This is a genomic window from Kribbella lupini, assembly GCF_039529595.1.
Lineage (GTDB): Bacteria > Actinomycetota > Actinomycetes > Propionibacteriales > Kribbellaceae > Kribbella > Kribbella lupini.
Map to the genome: position 1 here is coordinate 1,932,488 of NZ_BAAANC010000001.1, position 13,276 is coordinate 1,945,763.

The 13,276-nt window shown below is 70.5% G+C and carries 13 protein-coding genes; 9 read left to right on the forward strand and 4 right to left on the reverse strand.

The features are described 5' to 3' along the window. Window positions 1–27 precede the first annotated feature (27 nt). The 4 genes from ABD235_RS08865 (at window position 28) to ABD235_RS08880 (ending at window position 3,721) form a co-directional block, all read left to right on the forward strand. Complete coding sequence (locus ABD235_RS08865) at window positions 28–792, forward strand: MBL fold metallo-hydrolase (RefSeq protein ID WP_344171870.1); 765 nt, start codon at window positions 28–30, stop codon at window positions 790–792. Between the two features lie 72 nt (window positions 793–864). Continuing rightward, on the forward strand, window positions 865–2,574 hold the full coding sequence (locus tag ABD235_RS08870) for an AMP-binding protein (RefSeq protein ID WP_344171872.1): 1,710 nt from the start codon (window positions 865–867) through the stop codon (window positions 2,572–2,574). 134 nt (window positions 2,575–2,708) lie between these two features. Beyond that, the gene (locus ABD235_RS08875; protein ID WP_344171874.1) at window positions 2,709–3,476 is read left to right on the forward strand and encodes an ABC transporter permease; all 768 of its coding nucleotides are present in this window, start codon (window positions 2,709–2,711) and stop codon (window positions 3,474–3,476) included. Then, on the forward strand, window positions 3,473–3,721 hold the full coding sequence (locus ABD235_RS08880) for a DUF2630 family protein (RefSeq protein WP_344171876.1): 249 nt from the start codon (window positions 3,473–3,475) through the stop codon (window positions 3,719–3,721). Before ABD235_RS08875 ends, ABD235_RS08880 begins: the two co-directional genes overlap by 4 nt. A gap of 116 nt (window positions 3,722–3,837) precedes the next feature. Here ABD235_RS08880 and ABD235_RS08885 read toward each other — a convergent pair whose 3' ends face one another. The 4 genes from ABD235_RS08885 to ABD235_RS08900 are packed head-to-tail and all read right to left on the reverse strand — an operon-like array spanning window position 3,838 to window position 6,644. Next, a complete protein-coding gene (locus tag ABD235_RS08885; protein ID WP_344171878.1) occupies window positions 3,838–4,260 on the reverse strand; it encodes a TIGR03667 family PPOX class F420-dependent oxidoreductase in 423 nt (140 codons plus the stop codon). A gap of 23 nt (window positions 4,261–4,283) precedes the next feature. Beyond that, window positions 4,284–4,700, reverse strand: coding sequence for a CoA-binding protein (locus ABD235_RS08890; protein WP_344171880.1), 417 nt, complete (start codon window positions 4,698–4,700; stop codon window positions 4,284–4,286). Between the two features lie 28 nt (window positions 4,701–4,728). Further along, window positions 4,729–5,388, reverse strand: coding sequence for a response regulator (locus ABD235_RS08895; protein ID WP_344171882.1), 660 nt, complete (start codon window positions 5,386–5,388; stop codon window positions 4,729–4,731). Next, on the reverse strand, window positions 5,370–6,644 hold the full coding sequence (locus ABD235_RS08900; protein ID WP_344171884.1) for a sensor histidine kinase: 1,275 nt from the start codon (window positions 6,642–6,644) through the stop codon (window positions 5,370–5,372). Before ABD235_RS08900 ends, ABD235_RS08895 begins: the two co-directional genes overlap by 19 nt. A gap of 108 nt (window positions 6,645–6,752) precedes the next feature. Here ABD235_RS08900 and ABD235_RS08905 point away from each other — a divergent pair, with 108 nt between their 5' ends. The 5 genes from ABD235_RS08905 (at window position 6,753) to ABD235_RS08925 (ending at window position 13,268) form a co-directional block, all read left to right on the forward strand. Then, window positions 6,753–7,544, forward strand: a complete 792-nt coding sequence (locus ABD235_RS08905) for an ABC transporter ATP-binding protein (RefSeq protein WP_344171886.1) — start codon at window positions 6,753–6,755, stop codon at window positions 7,542–7,544. Then, window positions 7,544–9,511, forward strand: coding sequence for an FtsX-like permease family protein (locus ABD235_RS08910; protein WP_344171888.1), 1,968 nt, complete (start codon window positions 7,544–7,546; stop codon window positions 9,509–9,511). The genes ABD235_RS08905 and ABD235_RS08910 overlap by 1 nt, the downstream gene beginning before the upstream one ends. Window positions 9,512–9,655: 144 nt before the next feature. Beyond that, window positions 9,656–9,865 (forward strand): hypothetical protein, encoded by a 210-nt coding sequence (locus ABD235_RS08915; protein ID WP_344171890.1) that lies wholly within the window; start codon window positions 9,656–9,658, stop codon window positions 9,863–9,865. A gap of 243 nt (window positions 9,866–10,108) precedes the next feature. Then, entirely contained in the window at window positions 10,109–12,559 is a 2,451-nt protein-coding gene (locus tag ABD235_RS08920) for a DNA gyrase/topoisomerase IV subunit A (RefSeq protein WP_344171892.1), read from the forward strand. A 4-nt stretch (window positions 12,560–12,563) separates the two neighbouring features. After that, a complete protein-coding gene (locus tag ABD235_RS08925; protein WP_344171894.1) occupies window positions 12,564–13,268 on the forward strand; it encodes an LppX_LprAFG lipoprotein in 705 nt (234 codons plus the stop codon). The last annotated feature ends 8 nt before the right edge of the window (window positions 13,269–13,276 follow it).

Genomic DNA, 13,276 nt, shown 5'->3' on the forward strand with positions numbered 1-13,276 from the left:
CCAATCACTGATCCGTGAGGAAGAATCATGAGCACCGAGCACTTCGAGGTCCGCGCCCTGGGCGGCCCGACCGCCGTCTTCGAGTACGGCGGACTGCGGTTCCTCACCGACCCGACGTTCGACGAGCCGCGCGACTACGACCGCGGCGGGCGGGTCCTGAGCAAGACCGCACCCTCCGCGGGGCGCCCGGCCGACCTCGGCCGCGTCGACGTCGTCCTGCTCTCCCACGACGAGCACCCCGACAACCTCGACCTCTCCGGCCGCGCGCTGCTCGCCGACGTACCGCTGACCCTCACCACCACTGGTGGCGCCGAGCGGCTGGGCCAGAACGCCAAAGGACTCGCCAACTGGGAGGCGATCCAGCTGAACGACGGCGCGATCACGGTCACCGGCGTCCCGGCGATCCACGGGCCCGGGACCCGCGAGGAGGTCGAGCCGTTCACCGGCCAGGTCGTCGGCTTCGTGCTGACCGGCGAAGGCCTGCCGACCGTCTACGTCAGCGGCGACAACGCCTCGCTGGTGGCCGTGCAGGAGATCGCCGACAAGTTCGCTCCGATCGACACAGCCATCCTGTTCGCCGGTGCTCCTCGCATCCCTGCCGTGTTCGACGGCGCGGCTCTGGTGCTCGACAGCACCCAGGCCGCCGAGGCGGCCCGCCTCCTCGACGCCACCCGGGTGGTGCCGGTCCACTACAACAGCTGGGCCCACTTCACCGAGGGCCGCGACGAACTCGTCGCCGCCTTCACCGCCGCCGGACTGGCCGACCGCCTGGACCTCGGCCTCCCGCGGTAACCGTCGTACCGGTGACGGGACTCACCGCGCGGGTGGATTGCCGTCGGCACCGGGGTCCGGAAGAGTGCGGGCATGAGCGAGGAACAGAGCACCTCGGACAACACCCGGGCCTTTCGTGACGCGCGCGACTTCCTGATCGCGCACCGGGAGGACTACGACACGGCGTACCGGGACTTCAGCTGGCCGGCCTTCGACCGGTTCAACTGGGCGCGGGACTGGTTCGACGCGCTCGCGGTCGAGCAGCCCGAGGTGGCCGCGCTGACCATCGTCGAGGAGGACGGCGAGGTCAACTCGCTGACGTACGCCGAGATGGCCGAGCGGTCGCGGCAGGTGGCCGGATGGCTCACCGAGCACGGGCTGCAGCCGGGTGACCGGGTGCTGATCGTGCTCGGCAACACCGTGCCGCTGTGGGAGGTCATGCTCGGCTGCGTCCGCGCCGGCGCGGTGATGATCCCGGCAACGACCCTGCTCACCGACGCCGACCTGGCCGACCGGATCACGCGCGGCGGCGTACGGGCTGTGGTCACGGCCAGCGCGGACGCGACCCGGTACGACGGTGTCGCCGACCACTGCCTGCGCGTCGCCATCGGCGAGCCCGTCGACGGCTGGCTCGACTACGAGGAGACCCGGCAGTACGACGGGCCGATGCCCGAGGTCGACACCGCGGCCGACGACTCGCTGCTGCTCTACTTCACCTCCGGCACGACCAGCGAGCCGAAGCTGGTCGAGCACACCCAGGTCAGCTACCCCGTCGGCCACCTGTCGACCATGTACTGGATCGGTCTGCAGCCCGGCGACGTGCACCTCAACGTGTCGTCGCCCGGCTGGGCCAAGCACTCCTGGAGCAACGTGTTCGCGCCGTGGAACGCGGGCGCGACCGTCTTCCTCTACAACTACGTGCGCTTCGACGCCGAGAAGATGCTGCAGGTCCTGCAGACGTACGGCGTGACGACGTTCTGCGCCCCGCCGACGGTCTGGCGGATGCTGATCCAGGCCGACCTGTCAGCGGTCGAGGTGGCGATCCGGGAGTGCATCTCGGCCGGCGAGCCGCTGAACCCGGAGGTGATCGAGCAGGTCCGCAACGCCTGGGGCATCACCATCCGCGACGGGTACGGCCAGACCGAAACGACCGCGCAGATCGGCAACCCGCCGGGGCAGCCGGTCAAGCTCGGCTCGATGGGCCGGCCGCTGCCCGGGTACTCGATCGCGCTGGTCGACCCGAGCACGGACGCGATCGGCGACGACGGCGAGATCTGCATCGAGCTCGCTCCCCCGCCGGTACCGCTGATGCGCGGCTACCGCGACGCCAAGGCGCTCACCGACGAGGTGATGCGCGGCGGGTTCTACCACACCGGCGACGTCGCGAGCCGCGACGAGGACGGGTACATCACGTACGTCGGGCGCTCGGACGACGTGTTCAAGGCCAGCGACTACCGGATCTCGCCGTTCGAGCTCGAGTCGGTCCTGATCGAGCACCCGGCCGTCGCCGAGGCCGCCGTCGTGCCATCGCCGGACCCGGTCCGGCTCGCGGTGCCGAAGGCGTACGTCGTACTGGCCGCCGGGCGGGAGCCGTCCCGCGAGCTGGCGGCGGAGATCCTGCAGTTCTGCCGCGAGCACCTGGCGCCGTACAAACGCATCCGCCGGATCGAGTTCGCCGAACTGCCGAAGACGATCTCCGGCAAGATCCGCCGCGTCGAGCTCCGCACGGACGAGGCGGAAAAGGTCGCCACCGGCAACCCCACCGAACACGCCTACGACGAGTCCGACTTCAAGGAAGGCTGAGCGGGGCGCCAACCTGAGCCAGGGACAGCTGCCGACCCTCTCCTACTCTTTCCGGCCGGTGCAACCTCAACCCACGCCAAGCTCACCGGCCGCATTGCCGCCGACCTCGCCGTAGAAAGTGGTGAAATAGCCGGATGTCCACCGACACCGGCCTGGGAGTTGCCGCCTTCGTCGTTCTGCCGTTGCTGGTGGCAATCGCAGTCACAGCCTCCCGGTTCGTGCAGCTGCGGCACGACAAGGGCATCGTCACCGCGGCGATCCGCGCCGTCCTCCAGCTCGCGCTGGTCGGCGCGGTGGTCGGGTTCGCGCTGCAGACGATCTGGGGTGCGCTCCTGTTCGTGGGCGTGATGCTGACCGTCGCGACGATCACGAGCACCCGAAGGATCCGTTCGACCGTACGCGTCCCCGGTCAGTTCGCGTTCTGCGCGTTCGCGATCGGCGGCAGCGCGTGCGTCGTACTGCTGCTGCTCATCCTCCCCGGCGTCGTCCCGCGCAACCCGGAGACGATCCTCCCGATGGGCGGCATCATCATCGGCGGCGCGATGAACGCGACCACGCTCGCCGGCCGCCGGCTGCTGCACGAGTACGGCGCGCGCTTCGGCGAGTACGAGGCCGGGCTGTCGATCGGCCTGATGCCGGCGGACGCGTTCAAGCTCGTCGCGGGGCCTACCGCGGGCGACGCGCTGCTGCCCGCGCTCGACCAGACCCGCACGGTCGGCCTCGTCACGCTGCCCGGCGCCTTCGTCGGCATGGTGCTCGGCGGGGCGTCTCCGACCGCCGCGGCGGCGCTCCAGCTCGTGGTCCTGCTCGGCCTGATCGCGGCCGAGGCGCTCGCCATCCTGGTCACCACGGAGCTCCTTGCCCGCGCCCCGCTGCCGGACGGGCGTACCGTTTCCTCATGACCGACGACAACAGCATCCTCCACCGCATCAACGGCCTGGTCGCCGAGGAGCACGACCTGCGCACCAAGCACGCCGCCGGCCAGGTCGACGACGCCGACGAGAAGGCCCGCCTGCGCGCCCTCGAGGTCGAGCTCGACCAGTGCTGGGACCTCCTGCGCCAACGCCGCGCCAAGCGCGAGTACGGCGACAACCCCGACGAGGCGCAAGCCCGCTCCGCCGACACCGTCGAGGGCTACCTCAACTAGAACACCAGCAGCGGGGGTAGGTCACCCACGCCCCGCCCCCGCTGCTCAGGCTTCCAACTGCCCTCCGGCCGGTGCAAGCTCAGCCACAGACGACGTGCTCGTCCGCATTGCAGGCCTCAGAAGCCCCGCAGTTTGTCCGGGGTGATCCGGATCAGCACCGAGTAGTCCGCGTGGAAATCCGCCGGCGTCATGCTCAAGCTCTCCAGCCCCTCGGCGTACTTGGCGTCGTACACCGTCTTCTCCTCCTCCGTCGGACCCGACGGATCGACGACAGCAGACCCCGAGAGCACACCCACGTCACCGCCGGTGAACGTAGCGTTGAAGTGGACGGACACCCGCGGCCGCGCCTCGATGTTGTGCAGTTTCGCCTTCGCGGGCTGCGAGAACACCAGCAGCTCCCGCCCGTTCCAGTGGAACCACACCGGGTTCGGCGCCGGTGTGCCGGACTTGCCGACGGTGGTCAGCCAGAGCACCTGCTCGTCGGCCAACTGCTTCGCGATCCGCGCGCCGAACGCCGTGGACGTGTCGATCGTGAACATGTGAACCCCTCAGAACGGAACGGTCAGTTCGGGCCCAGGCGTCCCCACTCGATCGCCGGGCAGCGGTTCATCACCATCGTCAGTCCCGCGGCCGTCGTCCGGGTGTAGGCGTCCGGGTCCTCCACATCCAGCTGGAACCAGACCGCCCGCGCGTTGATTCCCACCGCCTCGTCCGCGATCGCCCCCGCCAGCTCCGACCGCACGAACACGTCCACGCAGTCCACCGGGAAGGGAATGTCGGCCAGCGACGCGTACCCCTGCTCCCCGTGCACCGTCTCCGCCGACGGATGCACCGGCACGATCCGCTTCCCGTGCTGCTGCAGGAATCGCGCCACGCCGTACGCCGCCCGGCTGCTGTTGTTCGACAGTCCCACCACGGCCCACGTCTGGCAGTCGGCCAGGATCTTCCGGATATCGCTCTCGTCAGCCCAGTTCGCCATGCAGCAATCTTCCCTCGGCCGGCAAACCTCAAGCCTGCCGACGCAGATAAGTCAGTACGGCGGACACCCGCCGATCCAGCCCGTCCTCCAGCTGCAGCTTCGCGAAGATGTTCCCGACGTGCTTCCGCACCGCCGCCTCGCTGACCACCAGCTCCGCGGCGATCGACGCGTTGACCCGGCCCTCCGCCATCAGCGCGAGCACCTCCAGCTCGCGCGGCGTCAGCGCCGCCAGCGGCCCGTCGTCCCGCCGCCGCGCCAGCAGCTGACGCACGACCTCCGGATCGACCACCGTCCCGCCCTCAGCGACCCGGTCGAGCGACGCCAGGAACTCCGTCACGTGCCCGACCCGGTCCTTCAGCAGATACCCGATCCCGCCAGTCGTTGTCTCCAGCAACGACGACAGGTACGCGTCGGCGACGTACTGCGACAGCACCAGAATCCCGATCGACGGCAGCTCCGCCCGGATCGCCGCGGCCGCCCGCAGCCCCTCGTCGCTGTGCCCGGGCGGCATCCGCACGTCGGTGATCACGACATCCGGCGGAGACTTCCGTACGACGGCCAGCAGCGCGTCCCCGTCCCCCACGGCGTCGCGAACCTCGTGCCCGGCGCGGTCGAGAATGCTGGCCAGCCCCTCGCGCAGCAGCATCGAGTCCTCGGCGAGCACGATGCTCAGTCGTCGAGCCGGCACGGGCACTCCATCCGTAGTCGAGTAGGCCCACCCGGTGGGCTGGACAGGTCGAGTGTGCCGCCCAGCGCGTCCAGCCGGGTCACCAGTCCGGTCAGACCGGTCCCCTGCGCCGGGTCGGCGCCGCCCTGACCGTCATCGGTCACCGTCACGACCAGGCGGTCGCGGTTGACCCAGGCCTGCACGTGGCAGTTCGTCGCGTTCGCGTGCTTGGCGACGTTGCCCAGCGTCTCGCTGACGAAGAAGTACGCCGCCGCCTCGATCGGCGCCGGCAGCCGGTCCGGCAGCGACACCTGCACCGACACCGGCAGCGGCATCCGGTCAGCCACCTCCCGTACGGCGGCCTCAAGCCCCAGGTCGACGAGCACCCGCGGGTGGATGCCCCGCACGGCCTCCCGCAGGTCTGCCAGCGCAGCCTCGGCCTCGCCGTGCGCCTTGACGACCAGCCGCTTGCTCTCACCATCCGGCAGGTCCAGCTCCGCCAGGCCGAGCGTCATGGTGAGCCCGACGAGGCGCTGCTGCACACCGTCGTGCAGGTGCCGCTCGATCCGGGCCCGCTCGGTCTCGAACGCGTCGACCAGGTCCAGCCGGGACCTGCGCAGCTCGGCGACGTTGCGGCGCAGTTCGTCCTCCCGCGGCCCCAGCAGCGACTTGGCCAGCGATGCCTCGGCCGCAGCCAGTACGCCGATCAGGTACGACGAGACGACGTAGAAGCACGGCCCGAAGGTGAAGAGGAACAGGACCCCCTCACCGGTCGTGTCCAGGATCCACGGGCCCATGCCCATCTCGTCGTCGGTCGCGATCATCGGCGCCATCAGCGTGATCACCAGCGTCACCGCGCTCAGCCCGGCGAAGGCGGCGCTGAACAACCAGACGAAGGTGCCGAGCAGTACGCCGTACCCGAGCGACCGCAGCGACGCCTGCTCGCGCCGGCGGAACTTGAGCCGCTCGCGCCGGGTCATGTTGGGCGGCATCTTCGCGTGCGGGCTCGCGATCCCGCCGGGCAGCACCAGCCGCGCCCGCCACCGCTCGACGTTCCCGATGACGACGCCGTACAGGGGGAAGAGGGTGAGCAGCAGCACCCCGATCACGATCGGGCTCAGCACCGCACTCACCGCGACCGAGACCAGCAGCACCGCGATCGTCAGCAGACCGACCGGCACCGAGCTGAGCAGGTAGGCATAGCTCCGCCACGGCCACGACGACACGAGATACCTCGGCATCGTCAGCGCCGCCCAAGCCGACCCCGGTTGCTGCACACCGCAACCCTAGGTCCCCGCAAGGCCGCCGCACGGTAGCTCACGCGCTACCTCAGGAGTACCTCCCAAGCCAGCGCGCCGAGCCCTGCCGGACGGTTCGCTAGAACCATGACCAGCAGCCTGCGCCAGCACCCAGATCCCGCCACCGCTCAGCAGCCGCCTGGGCCCCGGGCGATCCCTCCCGCTCTGCTGCTCGACGGGATCACCAAGACGTACAAGTCCAAGGCCGGAGCCGTCGACGCCCTGCGCGGTGTCACCTACCACTTCCAGCGCGGCTCCTACACCGCCGTGATGGGCCCCTCCGGCTCCGGCAAGTCGACCCTGCTGCAGTGCGCGGCGGGCCTCGACAAGCCCACCACCGGCGCGGTGGTGCTCAACGGCATCCCGCTGAACGGGCTCAACGAGGTGGCGCTGACCAAGCTCCGCCGCGAGCAGATGGGCTTCGTGTTCCAGGCCTACAACCTGCTCCCCTCGCTCACGGTCCACGACAACGTCGCCCTCCCGCTCCGCCTCACCGGCAAGCGCCCCCGGCGTACCGACGTCGACGACGTCCTCCGTCAGGTGGGCCTGGCGGACAAGGCCAAGCGCCGCCCCGCCGAGCTCTCCGGCGGCCAGCAGCAGCGCGTCGCGATCGCCCGCGCGCTGATCACCCAGCCGGCCGTGTTCTTCGCCGACGAACCGACCGGCGCGCTCGACAGCAGCACCAGCCGCCAGGTCCTCGAACTGTTGCGCACAGCAACCGATCGCAGCGGCCAGACCGTCGTCATGGTCACCCACGACCCGGTCGCCGCCGCGTACGCCGACCGCGTGCTGTTCCTGTCCGACGGCGTCGTCGCGGGGTCGCTCGACCGCGGCACCCCGCAGCAGATCGCCGCCGCGATGAGCGACCTGGAGCGCTGATGTTCTTCCTCAGCCGGCAGACCGTCCGCCGGCACCGCTCCCTGTACGCCGGTTCGTTCGTCGCGCTCGCCGTCGGCGTCTTCCTGCTCGGCCTCGCCGCCACGGCCACCGCCGCCACCATCGCGTACGACGCGCCGCCCGGAACGACCATCGCCGTCCACCTGCCCGGCGGCGACGGCACCGCCCCGCAGACCGTGCACGTCAACCCGACGGGTGAGGACGTGTCCGGCCTGCAGGTCGTGCTCAGCATGGTCGGGACGATCAGCGGGTTCATCACGATCTTCGTCATCGCGAGCACGTTCGCGTTCGCGGTGGCGTCCCGCCGCCGCGAGATCGGACTGCTCCGCCTGGTCGGCGCGACGCCGAAGCAGATCCGCCGGATGATCCTCGGCGAGGCGCTGGTCGTCGCGGTCGCCGCCTCCGTCACCGGCGCCGTCCTGGCGCAACTGGCGACGCCATTGCTGCTCGCGAAGGCGTCGTACACCGAACTCGCGCCGGTCAAGCTCGAACCGGCCAGCCCGTGGGTCGCCCTGGCGATCGCGATGGGGATCGGGATCGTCGTCGCGATGCTCGGCGCCCGGTCGGCCGCGCGGCGCGCGGGGCGGATCGGCGCGGTCGACGCGTTGCGGGAGGCCGCGCTGGAGCCGCCGCGGATCGGTCCCGTGCGCGTGGTGTTCGGCGTACTGGTCCTGGCCGGTTCGATCGTGCTGCTGGCCCTGATTCGGCCGGGCACGGGTGAGGGAGTGATCCCGCTGGCGATGTTCACGCCGATGCTGCTCGTGGTCGCGCTCACGCTGCTCGCGCCGCTGGTCGTCCCGACGGTCGGCCGCCTGCTGGCGGTCCCGCTCGTCGCCTGGACGAACGTCTCCGGCCGGCTCGCCAAGAGCAACGTCGTCGCGGCACCCCGGCGTACGGCGTCCTTGGCGGCGCCGATCCTGGCCATCTCCGCGATCGCGGGCTCGATGGTGCTCACCCTGAGCTTCGCCGCGGACGCGTCCACCGCGAGCATCCGGGACACCCTGGTCGCGCCGATCGTCGTCACCAGTCCGGACAATCCCACGCAGCAGATCCTCGAGACCCCCGGCGTGGCTGCCGCCGACGCGGCGATCCCTCTCACCGTGATCCGCACGGACGCCGACTCCGCCGAAATGGAGAGCGTCGAGGGCATCGACACCACGATCGCGCCGCGGGCGCGCCGCCTGGAAGCGCTCTCCGGCGATCTCGCAGGCCTCGGCGGCGCCAACACCGTTGCCATCAGCAAGGAACTGGCCGGGTACGAGGGCTACAAGCTCGGCTCCGACATCCCGGTCACCTACCTCGACGGCACCTCCGGCCACCTGAAGGTCGTCGCGATCGTCCGTACGGCGGCCGAGGTCAACGCCTCGATGCTCGTGTCGCGGGAGTTCGCCCAAGCGCACACCCCGAAGGCCCAGCCGGATCGGTGGTTCGTCCTGCCCGAGCCGGGCGTCGACACCAACCAGCTGATCGTCACGCTCAACACCATCCCCGGAGCGCACGCCGTACCGGCTGCCACCTGGGAAGCCGAACAGAGCCAGGGGGTCCGCGACGGCAACCAGCTCGGCCTGGTGCTGCTGCTCGGCCCCGCCGCGCTCTACAGCGCGATCGCGATCGTCAACACGCTCCTGATGGGCAGCCTCCAGCGCGGCCGCGAGTTCGTCACCTCGCGCCTGCTCGGCGCGACGCCCGCGCAGATCCGCCGAATGGTCCTGTGGGAGTCCACGCTGGTCGGCGCGGTCGCCCTCACCCTGGGCACCGTCATCACGGTCACGGTCGGCGCTCTCATCCGCCACGCGATGAGCGAGGGCCTCACCGACGTCCCGACCACGGTCCCCTGGGGCACCCTGCTCGGCATCGGCGCGATCTGCCTCATCCTCACCGCCGGCTCGGCGCTGGCCCCGACCGCCTTCATCCTCCGCAACTCCCACCCCTCGGCCGCGACCGAGTAACACCCGGCGACCGCCGGCACAAACCCTTCGAACCTCACGACAACCACCCGCCACCGGCCCCCGGCGTACCGACGATCGAAGCACCGGTCCGAGCCGATGGATCCCCCACCCGCTCCGCAGACCGGCCGAACAGGAAGGACCACCATGCGCACCCGCATCATCGCCGGCGCCCTGCTGACCGCAGGACTGCTCGCCACCCCGGCCACCGCCCTGGCCGACTCCGTCCGGATCACCAGCGACGCCCCGGACTCGGTCCGCATCACCGACGACTCGGTTCGCATCACGGACGACTCCGTCCGGATCACCGCCGACTCGGTGCGGATCACGTCCACCCCGGACGACAAGATCTGGTGATCACCGGCAGCAACGGCTGATCGCTTGTTCACCACCGGCACCGGTGGTGAACAAGCCGTCACCACCGCGCCGCCCGGAGCAGATCGGGCCGGGCGGCGCGGCTTGTCCGTGGGGCGTCGTAGGGTTGGCGCGATTGGGCCGGGTCGCTGCCGTGGATCGCGGGGGTGACCGGGGACAATGGCGCTGCCGCCAGCCCGCCGCGGCGCGTAACAGCCGGCACCACCGAGGAGTACACAGACCCGCATGGCACGCCGTACCAGCACCACCGCCGAACCCGAGGACTTCGAGGAGCGCATCCTCGACGTCGACGTCTCCGACGAGATGCGCACCAGCTTCCTGGAGTACGCCTACTCGGTGATCTACTCCCGGGCGCTGCCGGACGCCCGGGACGGCCTCAAGCCGGTGCAGCGGCGGATCCTGTTCTCGATGGCGGAGAACAACATCCGCCCCGACCGCGGCCACGTGAAGAGCGCCCGCGTCGTCGGTGAAGTGATGGGTAAGTACCACCCGCACGGCGACGGCGCGATCTACGACGCGCTGGTCCGCACCGCGCAGCCCTGGTCGATGCGGGTCCCGCTGATCGACGGCCACGGAAACTTCGGCTCCCTCGACGACGGCCCCGCCGCCATGCGGTACACCGAGTGCCGGATGGCGCCGCCCTCGCTGGCGATGACCGACGGCCTGGACGAGAACGTCGTCGACTTCAAGCCGAACTACGACGGCCGCGAGGAAGAGCCGTCGGTGCTCCCGGCCGCCTTCCCGAACCTGCTGGTCAACGGCGCCACCGGGATCGCGGTCGGCATGGCGACGAACATGGCCCCGCACAACCTGATCGAGGTCGTGCAGGCGCTGCGGCACCTGATCAAGACGCCGACCGCCGACCTCGACGACCTGATGCGCTTCATCCCCGGCCCGGACCTGCCGACCGGCGGCAAGATCGTCGGCCTGGAAGGCATCAAGGACGCCTATGCGGCGGGCCGCGGCAGCTTCAAGATGCGAGCCACCGCCCGGATCGAGAACGTCACCCCGCGACGCAAGGGCATCGTGGTCACCGAGCTGCCGTACACGGTCGGCCCGGAGAAGGTGATCGAGAAGATCAAGACGCTGGTCCAGGCCAAGAAGCTGCAGGGCATCGCCGACGTCAAGGACCTGACCGACCGCAGCCACGGCACTCAGCTGGTGATCGAGGTCAAGAACGGGTTCGTCCCCGAGGCCGTGCTGGAGCAGCTCTACAAGCTGACCCCGCTCGAGGACTCCTTCTCGATCAACGCGGTCTGCCTGGTCGACGGCCAGCCGCGCACGCTGGGCCTGAAGGAGCTGCTCGAGGTCTACCTGGAGCACCGCTCCGACGTGACCCGGCGGCGCAGCGAGTTCCGCAAGAAGAAGGCGGAGGACCGCCTGCACATCGTCGACGGTCTGCTGGTCGCGATCCTCGACATCGACGAGGTCATCCAGATCATCCGGACCAGCGACGACGCGGCCGCCGCGCGGACCCGGCTGATGGACATCTACGACCTGTCCGAGGTGCAGACCAACTACATCCTGGACATGCCGCTGCGCCGGCTGACCAAGTTCTCCAAGCTCGAGCTGGACACCGAGAAGGCCGAGCTCGAGGCGACGATCGAGAAGCTGACCGCCATCCTCGAGAACGAGCCGCTGCTGAAGAAGATCGTCGGCGACGAGCTCGCCGACATCGCGAAGACCTACGGCACCCCGCGCCGTACGGTGCTGCTGGAGTCGTCCGGCGCGGCCAAGACCGCCGCCGTCCCGCTCGAGGTCACCGACGACCCGTGCTGGGTGCTGATGAGCTCGACCGGTCTGCTCGCGCGGACCAACGGGGTCGAGCCGTTCGGCGAGGGCGACGGCCGGGCCAAGCACGACGCGATCGTCTCCGCGATCAAGAGCACCGCCCGCGGCCAGTACGGTCTGGTCACCAGCGCCGGCCGGCTGATCCGGCTGGAGTCGCTCGACCTCCCGGCCGTCCCGACCACGGCCAGCGCTCCGAACCTGCAGGGTGGCGCGCCGATCCCCGAGTTCGTCGAGCTCGAGCCCGGCGAGCGCGCGCTCGCGCTGACCACGATGGACCCCGACTCCGTCGGCCTGGCCGTCGGTACGGCGACCGGCGTGGTCAAGCGGATCGTCCCCGACCACCTGAGCAACCGCGACTCGTGGGAGGTCATCCGGCTCGCCGACGGCGACGAGGTCGTCGGCGCGGTCGAGCTGACCACCGGCGAGGAGGAGCTCTGCTTCATCGCCAGCGACGCGCAACTGCTGCACTTCAGCGCCTCGGCGGTGCGTCCGCAAGGCCGTACGGCGGGAGGCATGGCGGGCATCCGCCTGTCGGCCGGCGCCAAGGTCGTGTACTTCGGCGCCGTCGACCCCAACCGCGAGTCGCACGTCGTCACGATCGCCGGCTCCTCGTCGGCGCTGCCCGGGACCGAGGTCGGCGCCGTCAAGGTGACGCCGTTCAGCGAGTACCCGGCCAAGGGCCGCGCGACCGGTGGTGTCCGTTGCCAGCGCCTGCTCAAGGGCGAGGACGGGCTGCTGTTCGGCTTCGTCGGTACGGCGCCGGTCAAGGCCAGCGCGACCAGCGGAGCGCCGGTGGACCTGCCGCCGATCGACCCGCGGCGCGACGGTTCCGGCGTACCGGTGGCGCAGCCGATCGCTGCCTGCGCCCCGGACCTGGCAGGCTGACCCCATGAAGAGACTGGTCGCGGTCGGTGCGGTCCTCGTGCTCGCGCTGACCGGCTGCAGTGACAAGAAGGACGGGGGCGGCGACGGCAAGACCGGCGACGACCCGGTGGCGCTGCTGACCGAGGTCAAGAAGACGATCGACGAAGCGGCCAGCGTGCACGTCGTACTGACCGGGCGGGACCTGCCCGACACGGCGCAGACGCTGGCCAACGGCGACGGGGTCGCGACGCACGCGCCGGCGTTCAAGGGCAAGCTGACCGTGCGCGCGGCCGGTTCGCCGATCGACGCCGAGGTGGTCGCGGTCGGCGGCAAGGTCTACGCCAAGCTGCCGTTCACCCCGAAGTTCATCGAGCTGCCGCCGTCGCAGCTGGCCGGGCTCGGCGCGCCCGACCCGGCGATCCTGCTCGACCCGAACAAGGGCGTCACCGCGGTGCTCCCGACGCTGAAGAACCCGGCCGTCAAGGGTGAGACCCGCGACGGTTCGAAGGTGCTCACCGAGATCACCGGCGCGGTTCAGGGCAAGACGCTGCAGGGCATCTTCCCGAAGGCACCGGCCGACCAGGACTTCCCGAGCAGCTTCAAGATCGACAAGGACACCAAGCAGTTGGTGTCCGCCACGATCACCGGCCCGTTCTACGACGGCGCTACCAGCAGCTACGACCTCACCCTCGACCGGTACGGCGAAACGGTGGAGATCACCAAGCCGTGACAGAGGTC

Bases quoted from the DNA above. Each gene is read 5' to 3' on its own strand.
- ABD235_RS08865 (WP_344171870.1), top strand. From the start codon at position 28: ATGAGCACCGAGCACTTCGAGGTCCGCGCCCTGGGCGGCCCGACCGCC.
- ABD235_RS08870 (WP_344171872.1), top strand. From the start codon at position 865: ATGAGCGAGGAACAGAGCACCTCGGACAACACCCGGGCCTTTCGTGAC.
- ABD235_RS08875 (WP_344171874.1), top strand. From the start codon at position 2,709: ATGTCCACCGACACCGGCCTGGGAGTTGCCGCCTTCGTCGTTCTGCCG.
- ABD235_RS08880 (WP_344171876.1), top strand. From the start codon at position 3,473: ATGACCGACGACAACAGCATCCTCCACCGCATCAACGGCCTGGTCGCC.
- ABD235_RS08885 (WP_344171878.1), bottom strand. From the start codon at position 4,260: ATGTTCACGATCGACACGTCCACGGCGTTCGGCGCGCGGATCGCGAAG.
- ABD235_RS08890 (WP_344171880.1), bottom strand. From the start codon at position 4,700: ATGGCGAACTGGGCTGACGAGAGCGATATCCGGAAGATCCTGGCCGAC.
- ABD235_RS08905 (WP_344171886.1), top strand. From the start codon at position 6,753: ATGACCAGCAGCCTGCGCCAGCACCCAGATCCCGCCACCGCTCAGCAG.
- ABD235_RS08910 (WP_344171888.1), top strand. From the start codon at position 7,544: ATGTTCTTCCTCAGCCGGCAGACCGTCCGCCGGCACCGCTCCCTGTAC.
- ABD235_RS08915 (WP_344171890.1), top strand. From the start codon at position 9,656: ATGCGCACCCGCATCATCGCCGGCGCCCTGCTGACCGCAGGACTGCTC.
- ABD235_RS08920 (WP_344171892.1), top strand. From the start codon at position 10,109: ATGGCACGCCGTACCAGCACCACCGCCGAACCCGAGGACTTCGAGGAG.
- ABD235_RS08925 (WP_344171894.1), top strand. From the start codon at position 12,564: ATGAAGAGACTGGTCGCGGTCGGTGCGGTCCTCGTGCTCGCGCTGACC.